Raw genomic sequence first — 17,953 nt, 5'->3', positions numbered from 1 at the left:
CCGCACGGGCCCGCGCGGCGGGTGGGGTGAGTCCCGCGCGGCCGGTGGGAGTGAACCCTCAACGGCACCGCCCCATATCCTGGAACCATCATGTCGGCCCCTGCTTCCCCACCCCCGTCGAACGTGTCCCGCGCAGACCTGATCAGTGCGCTCGACGACGTGGGCATCGTCGACGCCGACCGGCTGCGCCGTCGCATCGACCGCTTGGCGTCACGTCCGGATCCAGGGAAGTGGGAGCAGCTCGTCGGTGACGTCGAGAAAGCCCGGAACCGGCTCGACCGTCGCCGCGCGAGCGTCCCGGTCCTGCGTTTCCCCGACGAGTTGCCCGTCTCCGCAGCGCGTGCGGAGATCGCCGAGGCCATCCGCGATCACCAGGTGGTCGTGGTCGCCGGCGAGACGGGCTCGGGCAAGACCACCCAGCTGCCGAAGATCTGTCTCGAACTCGGCCGGGGTCTGCGCGGGACGATCGGACACACCCAGCCACGGCGGATCGCGGCCAGTTCGGTCGCCCGCCGGATCGCCGACGAGACCGGGACCGAACTCGGCGACGCCGTCGGCTACTCGGTCCGTTTCACCGACCGATCCGGCGCCGACACCCTGATCAGGGTCATGACCGACGGCATCCTGCTGCGGGAGATCGCCACCGACCCGATGCTGCGGCGCTACGACACGCTGATCATCGACGAGGCCCACGAGCGCAGCCTGAACATCGACTTCATCCTCGGCTACCTGCGTCGGCTCCTGCCCCGGCGTCCCGATCTGAAGGTGATCATCACCTCGGCGACGATCGAACCCGCGCGTTTCGCACGGCATTTCAGCACCGCCGAGCAGTCGGTACCGATCATCGAGGTGTCGGGTCGCACCTACCCGGTCGAGATCCGGTACCGGCCGCTAAGCCTGCAGGAACGGCCGGATGCCGGAGACGACGCAGGCGGCGGCGAGCACGCCGATCTCGATCAGATCCAGGGCATCGACGCGGCGATCGACGAACTCTGGGCGGGCGGACGCGGAGACATCCTCGTGTTCCTGCCCACCGAGCGCGACATCCGGGAGACCGCGGACGCGTTGCGGCGTCGGACCGGGCCCGGCAGACACGGAGGCGCCGAGATCGTGCCGCTGTACGCACGGTTGTCGATCGCCGATCAGCAGAAGGTGTTCTCGCCCTCCGACGGCCGCCGCATCGTGCTCGCGACCAACGTCGCCGAGACCTCGGTCACCGTGCCGGGCATCCGCTACGTCATCGACACGGGTACGGCGCGCATCAGCCGATACTCGACTCGGACCAAGGTGAACCGCCTTCCCATCGAGCCGGTCTCGCAGGCCAGCGCCCGACAGCGCGCCGGCCGATGCGGTCGCGTCGCGCCGGGCGTCTGCATCCGCCTGTTCAGCGAGAACGACTTCGACTCCCGGCCCGCGTTCACCGACCCGGAGATACTGCGCACCAACCTCGCCGCGGTCATCCTGCAGATGACCTCCCTGAAGTTGGGCGAGATCGCCGACTTCCCGTTCGTGCAGCCACCCGACGACCGCGCGATCCGCGACGGCCTGGGCATCCTCACCGAACTCGGCGCCATCACCGTCCCGCGCGAGGGCGGCCCGCCCCGCCTCACCCCGGTGGGTCGCTCGATGTCGCGCATCCCGGTCGACCCGCGGATCGCGCGCATGCTCATCGCCGGACAGGAGCTGGGCTGCCTCGATCATCTGCTCGTCATCGCCGCCGCGATGTCGCTGCCCGACCCCCGGGAACGCCCCGCCGAACACCGCGAGGCCGCCGATGCACAGCACCGGCGCTTCGTGGTGCCCCAGTCGGACTTCCTGTCCTACGTCGAATTGTGGCGCTACCTCGGCGAGCAACGGAAAGAGCTGTCCGGCAGTCGCTTCCGGCGCATGTGCGAACGTGAGTTCCTGCACTTCCTGCGCATCCGCGAGTGGCAGGACCTGCACCGGCAGCTCACCGAGATCGTCAAGGACATCGGCTGGACGACGACGCCGACCGAACTCGACGCCGACGCCGTCCACCGGGCCATCCTGTCGGGTCTGCTGAGCAACATCGCCGCGCGCAACACCGAGGGCCGCGAGTTCACCGGCGCGCGCAACACCTCGCTGATGATCTTCCCCGCCTCGCCCCTCGCCAAGAAGCCACCGCCCTTCATCATGGCCGCCGAGATCCTCGAGACCTCCCGGCTGTTCGCCCACACCGTCGCCGGGATCGATCCGCTGTGGGCCGAGAAGCTCGCGGGCGACCTCGTCAAACGGACGTACAGCGAACCGCACTGGTCGGGCAAGCGGGGTTCGGCGATGGCCTACGAACGGGTGACCCTCTACGGCGTCCCCCTCGTCGCGCGCCGGCGCATCGACTACGGCCCGATCGATCCCGTCGTCTCGCGCGAACTGTTCATCCGCCACGCGCTCGTCGACGGGGACTGGCGGACCAACCACCCGTTCTTCGCTCGCAACCGCGAGTTGCTCGACGCCGCGTCGGATGTCGAGAACCGCACGCGTACCCGAGGTCTGATCATCACCGAAGACCAGCTGTTCGAGTTCTACGACCAGCGCATCGGCACCGAGGTCACCTCGGCACGCCACTTCGACACCTGGTGGAAGAAGACGCGGCGGTCCCAGCCGGGTCTACTCGACCTCCACCCCGAAGACGTGACCTCGGGTACCGAGGTGGCGCCCACCGACTATCCCGGGGCCTGGCAGCAGGGCGACACACGGCTGGAACTGCGTTACCGCTTCGAACCCGGCGCTCCCGACGACGGTGTGACGGTGATCATCCCGCGAGAGCTCCTCCCCCACATCCGACCCGCGGGCTTCGACTGGTCGGTCCCCGGAATGCGATCGGAGCTGGCGACCGCTCTCGTGAAGTCGCTGCCCAAACAACTGCGCAAGAGCATGTCCCCCGCACAGCGATTCGCCGAACTCGCCCTGGGCCGCCTGACGCCGCGCAAGGAACCGCTGACCGCCGGACTCGCGCGGGAGCTGTCCACCATCACCGGAATGACCGTCACCCCGGGCGATTTCGACGCCGAGAAGGTCCCGCCCCACCTACGAATGCATTTCGCCGTCGTCGACGACGCCGGCCGGACCGTGGCGCGGGCCGACTCGCTCGCCGAGCTGCAGAGCACCGGGAAGTCCACCGCGCCCACCACGGTGTCCCGCACGCTGTACCGCAGCTGGACCGCCGACGGCATCGGCACACTGTCGGACGAGAAGACGGTCGATGTCGCAGGGCAACGGCTCACGCGGTACCCGGCGATCGATGCCGTCAACGATGCCGCCGGCCGCACCCGGGGCGTCATCCTGCGCGACGCGGCGACACCCGAGGCCCGCAACCGACAGATGCGCCGAGGGCTCATCGCTCTCCTGGATCTCGCCCTACCACCGCTGCACAAGCGGATCGCGAGCTCGCTGGGTTCCGCGGACCGATTGGCGCTCAGCCAGAGCCCGTATGCGGATACCGACACGCTGCTCGCCGACTGCACGCGTCGCGCCATCCGTGACGCCGCAACCGATCTCGACGGCGCCGCGCTGGCGGCAGTCCGGACGCCCGAGACCTTCACGGCACTCGTCGACCGGCTCCGCCCCCGGGTCGCCGAGGCGGCACCGACCTACTTCGCGCTGGCCGTCGACGCACTGGCTCGCGTGGCCCCGGTCCGATCCGCGATCGAGCGACACGCCGGCTCGCTCGCGGCCGACGACGTCGCCGAACAGCTCGACAACCTCGTGTTCGACGGATTCGTCGTGGCGACTCCCCGACGCCACCTGGAGAACCTGCCGCGCTACCTCGAAGCGGCGCAGGCACGCCTCGACGCGTTGCCGGCGTCGGCAGCGCGGGACCAGGCAGGGGTGGCGGTGCTGGACCGGGTGATCGAGCGCTGGGCGCAGCGGGTCGAGCAGGTACCCGAGCACCGTCGCGGGATCGTCGACGACGAAGCGCAGTGGCTCGTCGAGGAACTCCGGGTGGGCCTGTTCGCCCAGCGGCTGGGTACGGCGTTCCCCGTGTCGGAGAAGCGGGTGCTACGAGCTCTGGACAGGCTCGGCTGACACGGCCTCGGCACGCACTCCGCCGTGGGCCGTGCGCAGATCGTCGATCTCGCGCTGGAAATCCTCCACCGAGTCGAAGGACCGGTAGACCGACGCGAACCGCAGATAGGCCACCTCGTCGAGGTCGCGCAGCGGCCCCAGGATCGCCAGACCAACCTCATTGCTGGGGATCTCGGCCGATCCACTCGCCCGGACCGTGTCCTCGACCTGCTGCGCGAGCTTGGCGAGCGCGTCCTCTGCCACGTGCCGGCCCTGGCATGCGCGCCGGACGCCACGCATGACCTTCTCGCGACTGAAGGGTTCGGTCACACCGTTGCGTTTCACCACCGCGAGAACCGCACTCTCGACGGTCGAGAAGCGACGCCCACACTCCACACAGGAGCGCCGGCGGCGGATGGCCTGCCCTTCGTCTGCGACACGTGAGTCGATGACCTTGGTGTCGTCGTTCTTGCAGAAGGGGCAGCGCATCGGGTCCTCACGCAGGTCGCGGGACACTGGAACGCATCGAAACCCTGCGCCCCGCCGGTTCTCGGCCGGTCCCTGTGCCATCGAGGATACCGCCCGGTGTCAGCGGTACCGGGGGGTGAGCAGCGGCTGACCGACCTGCAGAGCACTCGACGGGAGGTCGTTCATCGCCACGATCTCGTCGATCACGACCTCGCGGGGCATGTCGGGCGCCACCCGCGAGGCGATGGTGCTCAACGAATCACCGGATCGGACATGGACGACCTCGGCGCTCACGGCCGCCGGGGCCACGGACGCCGCGTAGTTCTGCCCCACCACACTGATGACCCAGACCGTCAGCGCCAAACCGACACCCGCCAGGATCGCGACCGCCGCGCGACGCCGCCGACGGAAGACCGCGGCATCCGACGGGACCGGGCCCCGCCCTCGCGTACCCACCGGTGACGCACAGCGCGTCTGCGCAGCGCGCGTCGTCGAGGGGCGCGACGCCGAGCCGGGCCGGTTGTCGACCGGACGGTCGACCACCGGGCGAGGGACGTCGGTCCGCCGCGGCGCGGTGCGGGTGCGGCCGGAATCGAAGCGGCCCGAATCAATGGGACGGGGATCAGTGGGACGGGGATCGATGAGAGTGGCGGTGCGCATGGTGCCCTCCGAGGTGTCGATGATTGCGGGTACGCGGTGTCCGTGTTGCTCATGTGGTTCGAACATCGATCAGGTGTTCGATGCACTGATGTTCGAATTTGTAGCACGGGACTCCGACAAAGTCTCGCGACACATCGAACAAATGTTTGAGGTGAAGGTTGTACTCCGCTAGGCTCGGTCCCGGGCGATGACAGCAACGAGGCCTTCTACCAGCACGTTCCGAAGACGAGAGGAACCGAACATGAGTGACACCGGCGATAAGCGCGGCCGAGCGCAGGGCGCCGAGATCCTGGCCCCGGCCGACGTCGCCGCCGCCGAGGCTTCACTCACCCCGCGCCAGCGCGGGGTGCTGGAGGTGATCCGCCGGTCGGTTCGCGAACGAGGATATCCACCCAGCATCCGCGAGATCGGCGACGAGGTCGGCCTCAACTCCACCTCGTCGGTGGCCCATCAGCTGCGGACACTCGAACGCAAGGGCCTGCTCAAGCGCGACGCCAACCGTCCCCGTGCGGTCAACATCGCACCCAACGACACTCCCTCACCCGACACGCCGGCCACGGGCCAACTGCCCGAGCCGACCTTCGTGCCGGTCCTGGGTCGGATCGCCGCCGGCGGACCCATTCTCGCCGAGGAAGCCGTCGAGGACGTGTTCCCGCTGCCCCGCGAGCTGGTCGGGGAGGGATCACTGTTCCTGCTGCGCGTCGTCGGCGAGTCGATGATCGACGCCGCCATCTGCGACGGCGACTGGGTGGTCGTCCGCCAGCAGAACGTGGCCGACAACGGAGACATCGTCGCGGCCATGATCGACGGTGAGGCGACGGTCAAGACGTTCAAGCGTCAGCGCGACAACGTCTGGCTCATGCCGCACAACGAGTTGTTCGACCCGATCCCGGGTAACGACGCCGTCATCCTGGGCAAGGTCGTCACCGTGATGCGGCGCGTCTGACCCCGTCATCGACAGATGGCTCGACCGAGCCGTCGAGCACCGCGGCCGCCGCCACCCGGGCCGTCGCGGGATCGACGGCATCCAGCGCCGCCTGCGCAGCCGCTCGGCATGCCTCTTCGGTGACCTCACCGAGCCGGGCCCCGACGGCTGCCGAGGCGACCGGTGCGCTCGACAGTGATGTGACGCCGAGGCCGACGAGGACACAGGCGAGGTTGGGATCGGCTGCCGCCTCGCCGCACACGCCGACGGGCTTTCCCTGATCGCGTCCCGCGGCGGCGACTGAGGCGATGAGGTGCAGCACGGCCGGCTGCCACGGGTCGGTCAGCGCCGCCAGGTCCGCCGACATCCGGTCGGCTGCCATCGTGTACTGGGTCAGATCGTTGGTCCCGATCGAGACGAAATCGACCTCCGCGAGGACGGCGTGCGCGAGTATCGCCGCCGCGGGCACCTCGATCATCACGCCTGCGACCAGTCCCCGCCCGCGGACCTCGGCGGCGAAGTTCGCGGCCTCCGTCGGCGAGGCGATCATCGGCGCCATCACCCACGGAGCGACGTCGGATCCCATGGCTGCCTGCGCGATCGCGTCGAGCTGGTGGGTGCGGATCTCCGGATGCGCAAGCGCGATTCGATCGCCCCGGACACCGAGGGCCGGATTCGCCTCGTCGGGATGTCGCACGAACCGCAGCGGCTTGTCCGAGCCCGCGTCCAGGGTCCGGATGACCACCTTCCGACCCGCGAACGCGTCGAGCACCTCGCGGTAGATCGCGGCCTGCTCGTCGACCGTCGGTTCGTCGGCCCGCTCGAGAAACGCCAATTCGGTGCGGAACAGACCCACACCCTCCACCGGGTGGTCGACGGCGGCGCGCGCCGACGCACCGTCGGCGACATTCGCGAGTACAGCGATCGCGACCCCGTCGGCCGTGACCCCCGGGCCGGACCAACCCGCGACGAGTTCGGCATGCCGCCGATGCTCGGCGACACGATCGCGTGCCATCTCGTCGTCGGGACGCACCTCGATGAGACCGGTGTTGCCGTCGACGAGGACCGGCGTGCCGGCCTCGATGTCGGACAGTCCCGACACTGCGACGACGCAGGGGATGCCCAGTTGACGGGCGATGATCGCGGTGTGGCTGGTGGGCCCACCCAGGCGGGTCACCAGAGCGGTCGTCATCGCGGGGTCGAGTCCTGCGGTGTCAGCGGGCGCCAGGTCGTCGGCCATCAGAACCGAGGGCTCCTGCGGTGTCGGGACGCCCGGCTCGGGCAGACCCAGCAGCTCGGCCAGCACCCGGTCACGCACGTCGTTGAGGTCGGTGACGCGCTCGGCCATCAGTCCGCCGAGTTTTGTGAACACCGCGGCGAACTGTTCGGTCGCCGCCACTGCCGCCGCCTCGGCGGAGGAGCCCTTCGCGATCAGGCCCTTGGCGGCACCGACCCATCCCCGGTCTTCGGCGAGTCCCGCGGTCGCAGCGAGCACCTCGGCGGTGACGCCGGTGTTCTGCGATGCGCGCTCGCGCAGGCGGGAGGCGACGGTTGCGGCCGCGCCGGTGAAGCGCGACGCCTCGTCGGCACGACCGTCCTCGGCGACCTCGACCCCGACTCCGAGCTTCTCGGGTGAGTGGTCGGGCCGCTCGCCGGGCCAGAGAGCCGGGCCGTACGCCAGTCCACCGACCACCGGTGTCCCTGTGAGGATCTCCGCCATCGTCATACCTCTCACTCGAACGTCGATGTGACCACCGTTACAAAAAGTCCTTGACTTGTCAACACAAACAGGCGTAAACAAAATTACTACAACATGCAATCCCACATGCATCAACAACCGGGGGTTGCCGAGACCGTGGATCGGAGCCGGTGTGTACGCCGAGGAGAGACAGCAGGCCATCGTCGACGAGGTCCGTGTCGCAGGACGGGCCTCCGTCGCCGCGCTCGCGGAGAAGTTCGACGTGACGAGCGAGACCGTCCGTCGCGATCTCGCCGTGCTCGAGCGAGCCGGGCATCTGCAGCGCGTGCACGGCGGTGCCGTCCGGGCCGAGGTGATGCGCGTCATCGGCGAACTCGGCATCGACGAGCGCGAGTCCAGTCAGATCGAACAGAAGGCGGCGATCGGCCGCGCGGCGATCCGCTTCCTCCCCCCTGACGGCGGTTCGGTGTTGTTCGACGCCGGCACCACCACCTATCGGGCGGCCGAGGCCACGGCCGGTGACCGCGACCTCACCCTGATCACCAACAGCCTGCCTATCGCCGGCCTTCTCGCGGGCCGGCACCCCGAGGGCCTGCACGCACTCGGTGGCCGGGTGCGCGGCCTGACCCAGGCCACCGTCGGCGCGGAGACCGTGGCAGCCATCCGCCGGCTACGCGTCACGACTGCCTTCATCGGCACCAACGGGCTCAGCGAGACGCACGGGCTGTCCACCCCCGATCCCGACGAAGCCGCGGTGAAGGCTGCGATGGTGGGCGCGGCGCAGCGCGTCGTCGTACTCGCCGACAGTTCGAAGATGAACCGGGAAGAGTTCTCCTCGTTCGCCGGTGTCGATGACGTCGATGTCCTGATCACCGACGCCGGCATCGACCCGGCGTTCTCCGCGGCGCTGTCGGCGCGCGGCGTCGAGGTCGTGATCGCATGATCGTCACCGTCACCGCGAACCCCAGCGTGGACCGCACCCTGGAACTGGCCGCGCCGCTCGCCCGCGGCGAGGTACAGCGAGCCGGCGTCGTCCGCGCCGAACCGGGCGGCAAGGGCGTCAACGTCGCCCGCGTCGTCGCGGCGGCCGGGCTGGCCACCCGGGCACTGCTCCCGGCACGGGCAGGCGACGCGCTGCTCACCGCACTCGACGACCTCGGACTCCCCTACGACGCCATCCCCGTCGACGGGGAGGTCCGATCCAACATCACGATCGCGGAGTCCGATGGCACCACAACCAAGATCAACGCACCGGGCGTTCCACTGGCGGCCGCCGACCTCGATGCGCTCCTCGGACTGATCCGCGCGCAGGCCGGGGAGGCGCAGTGGGTGACCCTGTGCGGCTCGCTGCCGCCCGGGGTACCCGACACCTGGTACCGGACGGTCGCCGACGAGCTCGCACTCGCCGGCTGCCGGGTGGCGGTGGACACCTCGGGCGCCCCGCTGCGCGCGACGGTCGACGGTCGCGTCGACCTCATCAAACCCAACGAGGACGAGCTCGCCGAGTTGACCGGTGCCGATCCCGCACATCTCCGGGATGCCCTGCGCCGCAACGATCTCGGGCCGGTCGTGGACGCGGCGTCGATGGTCGTCGAACGCATCGGCGGCAGCGTCCTCGCCACCCTCGGGGCGGCGGGCGCGGTCCTGGTGACCGCGTCGGGAACCTGGTCCGCGACACCGCCGCCCATCACGCCGCGCAGCACCGTCGGCGCGGGCGACTCGTCGCTGGCCGGTTTCCTCATCGCGCAGACGACCGGCGCCGCACCCGCAGACTGCCTGCGGCACGCGGTCGCCTACGGCGCCGCCGCAGCCGCGCTCGCCGGCACGCAGGCACCCACCCCCGACCACCTCGACCTGGACGGCGTCGTGGTGACCGAACTGTCGGGAGCCGCCCGGATGACCTGACTGCACCACCGAACCCACGCCCCCGAACCGCATCTCAACCAACGGTTTTCATCCCTCCGCATCTCCCGAGAAGGACATCCCATGACCGAGCAGATCATCACCGCGCAGACGGTGAGTCTCGACGTCGACGCCGGCGACGACCCCGCCGCCGTCATCACGAATCTGGCCGACGCACTCGCCACGGCCGGCCGCACGACCGACCCCGCCGACCTCGCCCGGGCCGCGCTGGACCGGGAAGCGAAGTCGGCCACCGGGCTTCCCGGCGGAATCGCCATCCCCCACGCCCGCACCGCATCGGTGACCACGGCCAGTCTGGCGATGGCCAGGCTGTCCCGAAAGGTCGACTTCGGCGCCCCCGACGGACCGGCTGACCTCGTGTTCCTCATCGCCGCGCCCGAGGGCGGCGCCAGCGCGCACATGAAGCTGCTCAGCTCGCTCGCGCGGTCGCTCGTCCGGCCCGACTTCGTCACCGCCCTCCGTGAAGCGGAGACGCCGGATCGCGTCATCGAGCTGGTCAACGAGGCCATCGACCCCGCACCCGCCGCACCGAAAGCCCCGGCGGCTCCGCAGGCCCCGGCGACCGGGACGGCGACCCCGCCGACGGCCGGGTCCGCGACACCGGACACCACAGCCGGAACGGACACCGCCAAGCCGCGGATCGTGGCCATCACCGCGTGCCCGACCGGCATCGCGCACACCTACATGGCCGCCGACGCACTCAAGTACGCCGCCGAGCGTGCCGGGGTCGAGTTCGCCGTGGAGACCCAGGGATCGTCGGCGACCACCGTGTTCGATCCGAACGTGATCGCCTCCGCCGACGCCGTCATCTTCGCCACCGATGTCGGAGTCAAGGGCCGCAACAGGTTCTCCGGCAAACCCGTCATCGCCTCCGGCGTGAAGCGCGCCATCAACGAACCCGACGCCATGATCGCCGAGGCGGTGGCCGCGGGTCGCAACCCGAACGCGGCGCGCGTGTCCGGCGACGGAGCCGATGCCGACTCCGGCGACACCGCATCGTCGGGAGTGGGACTTGCCGGTCGTACCCGCCAGGCGCTGATGACGGGCGTCAGCTACATGATCCCGTTCGTCGCCGCGGGCGGACTGCTCATCGCCCTCGGCTTCCTGCTCGCCGGTTACGAGGTCGCCAACACGACCCTCGACGACGGCGGCACGCTCAGTGACGGCGCATTCATCGCCCTGAACAACAGTCTCTGGGACCTCCCGTCCGGCGGACTCCTGCAGTACCTGGGCGCGGTGAGCTTTGCGATCGGCTCGGGGGTGATGGGACTCGCGGTCCCGGTGCTCGCCGGTTACATCTCGTTCGCGATCGCCGACCGGCCGGGCATCGCGCCCGGTTTCGTGGCCGGCATCGTCTCGCTCGCGGTGGGCGCCAGCTTCATCGGCGCGCTGATCGGCGGACTCATCGCCGGCGTGGTGTGCCTGTGGATCGCACGAACCCCGGTGCCCCAGTGGGCGCGCGGACTGATGCCGGTCGTGGTCATCCCGCTGTTCGGCAGCATGATCGTCGGCGGGTTGCTTTACATGGTTCTGGGCAAACCCCTCGCCTGGCTGACCGAGCAGATGAACAGCGGCCTGGAGAGCATGTCCGGCGGATCGGCCATCGTCCTCGGGATCGTGCTCGGCCTGATGATGTGCTTCGACCTCGGCGGACCGGTGAACAAGACCGCGTACCTCTTCGCGACCGCAGGCATCGCCGACGCCGCGACCTCAGGCACCGCGCAGTACCAGATCATGGCGGCCGTGATGTGCGCCGGCATGGTCCCGCCCCTGGCCCTCGCGCTCGCGACGGTCCTGCGTCCCGGACTGTTCACCGAGCCCGAGCGGGAGAACGGCAAGGCGGCCTGGCTCCTCGGCGCGTCGTTCATCTCCGAGGGCGCCATCCCGTTCGCCGCGGTCGACCCGTTCCGCGTCATCCCGTCGATGATGGCCGGCGGCGCCCTCTCCGGCGCTCTGATCATGGCCTTCGGCGTCGAACTGCGAGCTCCCCACGGCGGCATCTTCGTGTTCTTCGCGATGAACAACTGGGTGCTGTTCCTGGTGGCACTCGTCGCCGGAACCGTGCTGTCGTCGGTGCTGGTGATCGCCGCCAAGCAGGTACACCGCAGCCGCGACGCCGTAGCATTCGACGAACTCGACGCCGTTGCCGCCTGAGTCCGTCGCCGCCCGACAACTGCCCGACTACGAACACCACCCAGAAGGAGTCCCCATGCCCAGCACCACCGCCACCGTCGGATCCGCCGTCGGCCTGCATGCCCGCCCCGCGACGATCATCGCCGAAGCGGTCGCCGACACCGGCAACACGGTGACCCTCGGCCTCGAGGGCGCCGAGCCCGTCGACGCCGGATCGGCCCTGATGATCATGACGCTCGGTGCCGAGAAAGGCACCCGCGTCGTGGTGACCGCCGACGATCCGGGCACGCTCGACGCCATCGTCGCGCTCGTCGAGAAAGACCTCGACGCCGACTAGGCCGGTCCGAACCGACTTAGGCCCGGCCTGAGCCCATACTGCGCCGATTCAGACCTGGAGGTCCGCGATCTCGCCCGCGAAAGCGGCCGGGACGCGGACCTTCATCGTCGTACCCGACTCGGTGTGCTCGGACGAGATGACCTCGCCCTCGCTGTGGATCCGGGACACGATGTCGCCGCGGTGGAAGGGCACGTCGATGGTGAGTTCGACATCCTCACGCCCCACGAACTCGCGTACGCGATCGAACAATTCGGGCAACCCCTCACCGGTCCGTGCGGAGATGAACACGGCATCCGAGCCGAGCGCGCCGCGCAATTCGGTGAGCCGATTGCCGTCGATCGCGTCGATCTTGTTGATTACCAACAGTTCCGGCGGGGCGGTGACGCCCTCCTCGGCCACGATCTCGTTGATCACCTGTCGCACGGCCGAGATCTGTTCCATCGGGAACGCATCCGCGCCGTCGACGACGTGCAGGAGCAGGTCCGCGTCGACGACCTCCTCGAGCGTGGACCGGAACGCCTCGACGAGCTGGGTCGGGAGGTGCCGGACGAAGCCCACGGTGTCGGTGAAGACCACCGCGCGTCCGTCCTCCAGCGTCGCCCGCCGGGTCGTCGGGTCGAGGGTGGCGAACAGCGCGTCCTGGACGAGGACGCCCGCACCGGTCATCGCATTGACGAGACTGGACTTGCCTGCGTTGGTGTACCCGGCCACGGTGATCGTCGGGATCGAGCTGCTCTTGCGCGCAGCGCGTTTCGTCGTCCGCGCCTTCTTCATCCCGCGGATCTCGCGACGCAGCTTGGCCATTCGTTCCCGGATGCGACGACGGTCGGTCTCGATCTTGGTCTCACCGGGACCACGCAGACCCACGCCGCCGTTGCTGCCGGCACGACCACCCGCCTGCCGCGACATCGACTCACCCCAGCCGCGTAGACGCGGCATCATGTATTCCATCTGGGCGAGCGAGACCTGCGCCTTGCCCTCCCGCGAGGTGGCGTGCTGGGCGAAGATGTCGAGGATGAGGGCGGTCCGGTCGATGACCTTCACCTTGACGACCTTCTCCAGCGCGTTGAGCTGGGCGGGTGTGAGCTCACCGTCGCAGATGACGGTGTCGGCGCCGGTCGACACGACGATCTCGCGGAGTTCTTCCGCCTTGCCGCTGCCGATGTAGGTCGCCGGATCGGGTTTGGACCGACGCTGGATGACGGCGTCGAGGACCTGCGATCCCGCGGTCTCGGCGAGCGCGGCCAGTTCGGTCATGTTGGCTTTCGCCGCGGCCGCGCTGCCCTCGGTCCACACGCCGACCAGGACCACTCGTTCCAGCCGGAGCTGTCGATACTCGACCTCGGTGACGTCGGTGAGTTCGGTGGAGAGTCCCGCGACGCGCTGCAGGGAGGCGCGCTCGGAGAGTTGGAGTTCACCGGTGGTCGGGTCCGCGGTGTGCGGAGCGTCGAGGTCGGCCGGCGACATGATGTGTTCTCGTGATTCGGTCATACGAGATCCATGGTCTCACGTCCGCCGACCGTCGAGCACCTGAATATCGAGCTCAGCGATCCCAGCCGGCGCGGAGTGCGCCCTCGGCGACGAGCATCGAGGGCCCGCGCAGGGTGGAGCCGTCGGGACGGATCGTCACGGTGACCTCGCCGCCGGGGATGGTGATCCGCAGTTCGCCCGACTCCGCGCCACGCGAGTCGAAGGCCGCACGGGCGGCCGCCACCAGCCCGGTCCCGCAGCTACGCGTCTCCCCGACGCCGCGCTCGAAGACCCGCATGTGCGCGGTCAACCCGCCGTCGGACCCTTCGACGGGAGGTGTGAGCAGCTCGACGTTGGCGCCGTGCGGGAAGTCTTGTGCCTCGATCGTCACCCCGGCCCCGAAGTCGACGGCGGCGAGATCGTCGGCGGTCATGTCCGCGACGACGCAGGCCAGGTGCGGGTTGCCGACGTCCACCATGGCTCCGGGGTAGATGTCGTCGCCGATCCGGACGACCGACGAGCCGTCGAGACGTGCGACGCCCATCTCGACGGTCACCTCGGCGTGCACGTCGTCGAAGGAGTGGATGGTGACCGGACGGGCGCCCGCCCGCGAACCGACCGAGAACTCGTCGGTGGCCACCAGGCCGGTCGCCCGGACGAAGTGCGCGAAGACGCGGACACCGTTGCCGCACATCTCGGCCACGGATCCGTCGCCGTTGCGATAGTCCATGAACCAGTCGTCGTCGGCGACGCCGTCGGGCAGCGCGTCCAGGACACCGCCGGACACCAGGGCCCCCGCCCGCGCGACGCGCAACAGCCCGTCGGCACCGATCCCCCGCTGGCGATCGCAGAGCGCCGCGACCATCTCGCTGTCGAGGGCCAGCTCCGCGTCGGGGTCGGCGAGCACCACGAAGTCGTTCTGGGTGCCGTGGCCCTTCACGAAACGCAGGTCGGCGGGCGCACGCATCGGAGCAGAGGTCACGGTCGACAGCCTACGGGGCCTGCTGTTCGACGGCCCGTAGAGCTCGGTCGAGGAGGCCGGGTTCACCGGCGTCGAGCCAGATCGCCCGATGATCGCGACGGAACCACGACCGCTGTCTGCGCACGTACCGGCGCGTCCCGATGAACGTGAGCTCTTCGGCCTGCGCCAGGTCATACTCCCCGTCGAGCGCGGCGAGGACCTGCTTGTATCCGATGGCCTGGGACGCCGTCCGTCCCGCGCGCAAGCCGAGGTCACAGAGTGCCGCGACCTCGTCGACGAGCCCGGCGTCGAACATCAGCCGGGTACGGCGGCGGATGCGTTCGTCGAGTTCACCGGTGTCCCGGTCGAGCGCGAGAATGATGGTGCCCCAACGGGGTTCGCCGATCCTCGGCTGGGACGCCGCGAAGGGGGCACCGGTGAGTTCGACGACCTCGAGGGCCCGGACGATCCGCCGGGCGTCGGTGTCGAGGATCGTTGCGGCGGCCGCGGGGTCGACCGCGGCGAGCACCTGATGCATCTGCCCGACCCCGACCTCCGCCAGCATCGACTCGTACCGCTCGCGGACCGCGGGGTCGGTCGCCGGGAACTGCCAGTCGTCGAGGAGCCCTTGGATGTACATCATCGAGCCGCCGACGATCACCGGCACGCGGCCCGCGGCGAGAAGGTGATCGACGTCGGCGCGGGCCGCTTCCTGGTAGCGCGCGACCGTGGCCACCTCGGTGACGTCGAGCACGTCGAGCTGATGATGCGGGATACCGCGGCGCTCGGCGACCGGGAGTTTGGCCGTACCGATGTCCATGCCCCGGTACTGCTGCATCGCATCGATGTTGACGATCTCGCCGCCGAGCCGCTCGGCGAGGTCGAGCGCGAGGTCGGACTTGCCACCCGCGGTGGGGCCGATGACCGCGACGGGCGTGGGTGTGCTCCTCATCGGAGGCGTTCTCCGGCTGATCGGTCGACCCCGGTCGTTCCGGAATCGGCGATCCACGTGGCGACGAGGTAGCCGACGCCGAAAGGCGCGTCGGCGAACGTCACAGCGGGCCGCACCGGCTGATCTCCGACGATGCCGGCGGCGACCTGCCACGCGGGTCGGCCACCGACGCCCTCGGACTCGCAGTCGTGCGGATCCAGCTCGGCGAGGGCCGCCGTGTCGGCGGACGCCACCGCCGCGACGATCGAGGAGTTGAGGGCCACCGCGGACTCCCGGCGCCCACCGCCGGGAGCCTTGTCGGTGAGAGCCGTCGATCCGTCCCCGACGACGAGCACCCCGATCCGCTCCGACGTTTCGACCAGCTCGGCACCCAGATCCGCGCCGATGGCGAGACAGTCGGCGGGTGTCGTCGCGGCGCCGACGCTGTACACCCTCACCGGACCCAGCGACGCGCACGCGGCGATCCAGCCGGCGATGAGCACCGACAGACTCATCCGGCCGGTGACCCCTCGGGTCCGGCCGTCCCCGGTGACCGGCGCGTCGACCCTGACCGGGACATCAACACCGACCGGGACATCGACACCGAACCGCGCAAAGGTCCCGTAGGCCGGCTCCGCGATCAGGCCGGGGGTCGGGTCGTCGGCCGTCCCGACCGCGATCCAGCGGTCGACTCCGGGGGCGACGCCGGTGACCGCCTCCAGGGAGGCGCGCCGTACCGGGTCGGTGTCGTGTGCCCCCGGCCCGGCCACCTCGGGTACCAGCAGAGGAGCACTCGGTACGAAGACGACGGCCGCAAGCACACCACGACGCTAGTCGACTCCCCCGGCACCGACGTCGGGCGAACCCGCGGCGGAACCGGCCAAGTCGGCGTGCACGCCACATCGACAGGCCTGAACTGCTTGAATGGATCCGTACTGTCGACGCTCACCCGCGCGTAGGATGCCGGGCGAGAATCGACCCAGCGACCGGCAGCCGTGACGCGCGGCACCACTGAGCGGCAGGACACGAGCAGATGACCAACCCCACCGATCCGTCACCGGCCCCCCAGCCGACTCCTCCTCAGCCGGCACCTGCAGCCCAGTCCGGTCCCCGTCCGGGTCCCAAACCCGGCCCGCGTCCCAAACCCGGCCCGCGTCCGGGCGCCACGCACGAACCGGTCGTGACCCACATCGTCGCCGGCGACCCGCACCGCTACGGGCGCATCGACGAGGCCGGGGTCGTCTGGCTCAAGACCGACGAGGGCGAGCGGGAGATCGCGTCGTGGCAGGCGGGCACCGTCGAAGAAGGCCTGGCCCATTTCGGTCGCCGGTTCGACGACCTCGCCACCGAGGTCGAGATCCTCGAGGAGCGGCTGTCCGCCCGCTCGGGCGACCCGCGCAAGGCGCAGGGCGCGGCGAGGCAGCTGCTCGACGACCTGCCCAACGCGCACGTGATCGGTGATGTCGCCGCGCTCGCGCGCAGGCTCGAGGCCATCGTCGGCAGCGCCGACGAGGTGGCCGAGACCATCAAGGCCGAGCGCGAGAAGACCCGGTCCGACGCCATTGCGCGCAAGGAGGTGCTGGCCGCCGAGGCCGAGCAGATCGGGGCCGAGGCGACCAACTGGAAGAGTGCGGGCGACCGACTCCGGGAGATCCTCGACGAGTGGAAGTCGATCAAGGGTGTCGACCGCAAGACCGACGACGCGCTGTGGAAGAGGTACGCCAAGGCACGTGACGCGTTCAACCGCAGGCGCGGCGCCCATTTCGCCGAGCTGGACCGCGAGCGGGCCGGCGCGAAGGAGCGCAAGGAAGCCCTCATCGCGCGGGCCGAGGAACTCTCCGGGTCAACCGACTGGGGTCCCACGTCGGCGAAGTTCCGCGAACTGCTCGGCGAGTGGAAGGCGGCCGGTCGCGCCCCGCGCGACACCGACGAGGCTCTCTGGCAGCGGTTCAAGGCCGCTCAGGACGTCTTCTTCGGCGCCCGCAACGCCGCCTCCTCCGAACGCGACGCCGAGTTCGCGGCGAATGCGACGGCCAAGGTGGCCCTGCTCGACGCCGCCGAGAAGTCCATCGATCCGAACGCCGACCTCGAGGCCGCCCGTCGCGAGTTCCGGAACTTCCGCGAGCAGTGGGATGAGCTCGGCAAGGTGCCGCGCGACCAGATGCAGAGTCTCGAAGCACGCGCACGGGCTCTCGAGAAGCGCATCCGCGACGCCGAGGACGCGCAGTGGCAGCGCACCGATCCCGAGGCGATGGCGCGCGCGGCGCAGTTCGCCGATCGTGCGGCGCAACTCGAGGATCAGGCCCGCAAGGCCGCCGAGCGAGGCAAGGAGCGCGACGCGGCCAAGCTTCGCGACCAGGCCGCACAGTGGCGCGAGTGGGCCGACGCCGCGGAGAACGCGATCACCGACCGCTGAGGCA

General features: G+C 70.0%; 14 protein-coding genes. 7 read left to right on the top strand and 7 right to left on the bottom strand.

The window, feature by feature from the left end; all coding sequences use genetic code 11:
* Positions 1-90: 90 nt before the first annotated feature.
* Positions 91-4,047: an ATP-dependent RNA helicase HrpA gene (gene hrpA / locus MAY35_RS03290; protein WP_238419195.1), complete on the top strand. Its 3,957-nt coding sequence runs from the start codon at positions 91-93 to the stop codon at positions 4,045-4,047.
* On the opposite strand, the gene nrdR is transcribed toward hrpA, so the two are convergent.
* Together nrdR and MAY35_RS03280 are read right to left on the bottom strand one after the other, a co-directional pair.
* Positions 4,021-4,515 (bottom strand): transcriptional regulator NrdR, encoded by a 495-nt coding sequence (gene nrdR / locus MAY35_RS03285; protein ID WP_238419395.1) that lies wholly within the window; start codon positions 4,513-4,515, stop codon positions 4,021-4,023. The genes hrpA and nrdR overlap by 27 nt on opposite strands.
* Positions 4,516-4,614: 99 nt before the next feature.
* Positions 4,615-5,220, bottom strand: coding sequence for a LysM peptidoglycan-binding domain-containing protein (locus MAY35_RS03280; RefSeq protein ID WP_374237916.1), 606 nt, complete (start codon positions 5,218-5,220; stop codon positions 4,615-4,617).
* A gap of 175 nt (positions 5,221-5,395) precedes the next feature.
* On the opposite strand from MAY35_RS03280, the gene lexA reads away from it, so the two are divergent.
* Positions 5,396-6,100 carry a transcriptional repressor LexA gene (gene lexA / locus MAY35_RS03275; protein ID WP_238419194.1) on the top strand — a complete coding sequence of 235 codons (705 nt, stop codon included), beginning with the start codon at positions 5,396-5,398 and terminating at the stop codon, positions 6,098-6,100.
* Here lexA and MAY35_RS03270 read toward each other — a convergent pair.
* A complete protein-coding gene (locus tag MAY35_RS03270) occupies positions 6,078-7,799 on the bottom strand; it encodes a phosphoenolpyruvate--protein phosphotransferase (protein ID WP_238419189.1) in 1,722 nt (573 codons plus the stop codon). The genes lexA and MAY35_RS03270 overlap by 23 nt on opposite strands.
* Positions 7,800-7,950: 151 nt before the next feature.
* On the opposite strand from MAY35_RS03270, the gene MAY35_RS03265 reads away from it, so the two are divergent.
* The 4 genes from MAY35_RS03265 (at position 7,951) to MAY35_RS03250 (ending at position 12,171) form a co-directional block, all read left to right on the top strand.
* Positions 7,951-8,721 carry a DeoR/GlpR family DNA-binding transcription regulator gene (locus MAY35_RS03265; RefSeq protein WP_238419188.1) on the top strand — a complete coding sequence of 257 codons (771 nt, stop codon included), beginning with the start codon at positions 7,951-7,953 and terminating at the stop codon, positions 8,719-8,721.
* Positions 8,718-9,683, top strand: coding sequence for a 1-phosphofructokinase family hexose kinase (locus MAY35_RS03260; RefSeq protein WP_238419187.1), 966 nt, complete (start codon positions 8,718-8,720; stop codon positions 9,681-9,683). Before MAY35_RS03265 ends, MAY35_RS03260 begins: the two co-directional genes overlap by 4 nt.
* A gap of 81 nt (positions 9,684-9,764) precedes the next feature.
* Entirely contained in the window at positions 9,765-11,855 is a 2,091-nt protein-coding gene (locus MAY35_RS03255; RefSeq protein ID WP_238419185.1) for a fructose-specific PTS transporter subunit EIIC, read from the top strand.
* Between the two features lie 55 nt (positions 11,856-11,910).
* Positions 11,911-12,171: an HPr family phosphocarrier protein gene (locus tag MAY35_RS03250; protein ID WP_238419184.1), complete on the top strand. Its 261-nt coding sequence runs from the start codon at positions 11,911-11,913 to the stop codon at positions 12,169-12,171.
* Positions 12,172-12,219: 48 nt separating this feature from the next.
* Here MAY35_RS03250 and hflX read toward each other — a convergent pair whose 3' ends face one another.
* Genes hflX through MAY35_RS03230 form a run of 4 tightly spaced genes read right to left on the bottom strand, consistent with a single transcriptional unit; the run spans position 12,220 to position 16,354 of the window.
* On the bottom strand, positions 12,220-13,662 hold the full coding sequence (gene hflX, locus MAY35_RS03245; RefSeq protein ID WP_238419183.1) for a GTPase HflX: 1,443 nt from the start codon (positions 13,660-13,662) through the stop codon (positions 12,220-12,222).
* A 52-nt stretch (positions 13,663-13,714) separates the two neighbouring features.
* Positions 13,715-14,608, bottom strand: a complete 894-nt coding sequence (dapF, locus tag MAY35_RS03240) for a diaminopimelate epimerase (RefSeq protein ID WP_238419390.1) — start codon at positions 14,606-14,608, stop codon at positions 13,715-13,717.
* 25 nt (positions 14,609-14,633) lie between these two features.
* On the bottom strand, positions 14,634-15,554 hold the full coding sequence (miaA, locus tag MAY35_RS03235; RefSeq protein ID WP_238419178.1) for a tRNA (adenosine(37)-N6)-dimethylallyltransferase MiaA: 921 nt from the start codon (positions 15,552-15,554) through the stop codon (positions 14,634-14,636).
* Complete coding sequence (locus MAY35_RS03230; RefSeq protein WP_238419177.1) at positions 15,551-16,354, bottom strand: hypothetical protein; 804 nt, start codon at positions 16,352-16,354, stop codon at positions 15,551-15,553. Before MAY35_RS03230 ends, miaA begins: the two co-directional genes overlap by 4 nt.
* A gap of 212 nt (positions 16,355-16,566) precedes the next feature.
* Between MAY35_RS03230 and MAY35_RS03225 the strand changes: the two genes are divergently transcribed.
* A complete protein-coding gene (locus tag MAY35_RS03225; RefSeq protein ID WP_238419176.1) occupies positions 16,567-17,949 on the top strand; it encodes a DUF349 domain-containing protein in 1,383 nt (460 codons plus the stop codon).
* The last annotated feature ends 4 nt before the right edge of the window (positions 17,950-17,953 follow it).

Origin of the sequence: Gordonia sp. 'Campus' (assembly GCF_022206305.1) — a bacterium.
GTDB lineage: Bacteria > Actinomycetota > Actinomycetes > Mycobacteriales > Mycobacteriaceae > Gordonia.
Note: the sequence above shows the minus strand (reverse complement) of the source record. Positions and strands in the feature narration are given on the sequence as shown.

Coding starts and splice junctions, on each gene's coding strand:
- hrpA (WP_238419195.1), top strand. CDS start 91: ATGTCGGCCCCTGCTTCCCCACCCCCGTCGAACGTGTCCCGCGCAGAC.
- nrdR (WP_238419395.1), bottom strand. CDS start 4,515: ATGCGCTGCCCCTTCTGCAAGAACGACGACACCAAGGTCATCGACTCA.
- MAY35_RS03280 (WP_374237916.1), bottom strand. CDS start 5,220: ATGTTCGAACCACATGAGCAACACGGACACCGCGTACCCGCAATCATC.
- lexA (WP_238419194.1), top strand. CDS start 5,396: ATGAGTGACACCGGCGATAAGCGCGGCCGAGCGCAGGGCGCCGAGATC.
- MAY35_RS03270 (WP_238419189.1), bottom strand. CDS start 7,799: ATGGCGGAGATCCTCACAGGGACACCGGTGGTCGGTGGACTGGCGTAC.
- MAY35_RS03260 (WP_238419187.1), top strand. CDS start 8,718: ATGATCGTCACCGTCACCGCGAACCCCAGCGTGGACCGCACCCTGGAA.
- MAY35_RS03255 (WP_238419185.1), top strand. CDS start 9,765: ATGACCGAGCAGATCATCACCGCGCAGACGGTGAGTCTCGACGTCGAC.
- MAY35_RS03250 (WP_238419184.1), top strand. CDS start 11,911: ATGCCCAGCACCACCGCCACCGTCGGATCCGCCGTCGGCCTGCATGCC.
- hflX (WP_238419183.1), bottom strand. CDS start 13,662: ATGACCGAATCACGAGAACACATCATGTCGCCGGCCGACCTCGACGCT.
- dapF (WP_238419390.1), bottom strand. CDS start 14,608: ATGCGTGCGCCCGCCGACCTGCGTTTCGTGAAGGGCCACGGCACCCAG.
- miaA (WP_238419178.1), bottom strand. CDS start 15,554: ATGAGGAGCACACCCACGCCCGTCGCGGTCATCGGCCCCACCGCGGGT.
- MAY35_RS03225 (WP_238419176.1), top strand. CDS start 16,567: ATGACCAACCCCACCGATCCGTCACCGGCCCCCCAGCCGACTCCTCCT.